This is a genomic window from Oribacterium sp. oral taxon 078 str. F0263, assembly GCF_000469565.1.
Taxonomy (GTDB): Bacteria; Bacillota; Clostridia; order Lachnospirales; family Lachnospiraceae; genus Oribacterium.
Window position 1 is genome coordinate 68,931 of record NZ_KI273116.1, and the last position, 307, is coordinate 69,237.

Consider the following 307-nt stretch of genomic DNA (forward strand, 5'->3'; position numbering starts at 1 on the left):
CCGTCCCCTTCGGGGATATCGGTTCTTCTAATGCAAGAAACAGTAAGCAAAGTGGCTCCTTGTTCGTTTCCGTCCCCTTCGGGGATATCGGTTCTTCTAATGAGGAACAGGACCTATGGGCCCGAGAGGTCTTAGTTTCCGTCCCCTTCGGGGATATCGGTTCTTCTAATACAGGAGGGATAACAGCAAATCTCCAGAGTGGGTTTCCGTCCCCTTCGGGGATATCGGTTCTTCTAATTATCTATAAGAACCGCTTTTGCTGAAGTTAGCACGTCGTTTCCGTCCCCTTCGGGGATATCGGTTCTTC

Annotated in this window: 1 protein-coding gene; it reads left to right on the top strand. The window is 50.2% G+C overall.

Translation table 11 applies throughout. From position 1 onward, the window contains the following. On the top strand, positions 1-263 hold a 263-nt coding region (locus tag HMPREF1986_RS13840; protein ID WP_442950090.1), incomplete at its 5' end, for a hypothetical protein. Positions 264-307 lie beyond the last annotated feature (44 nt).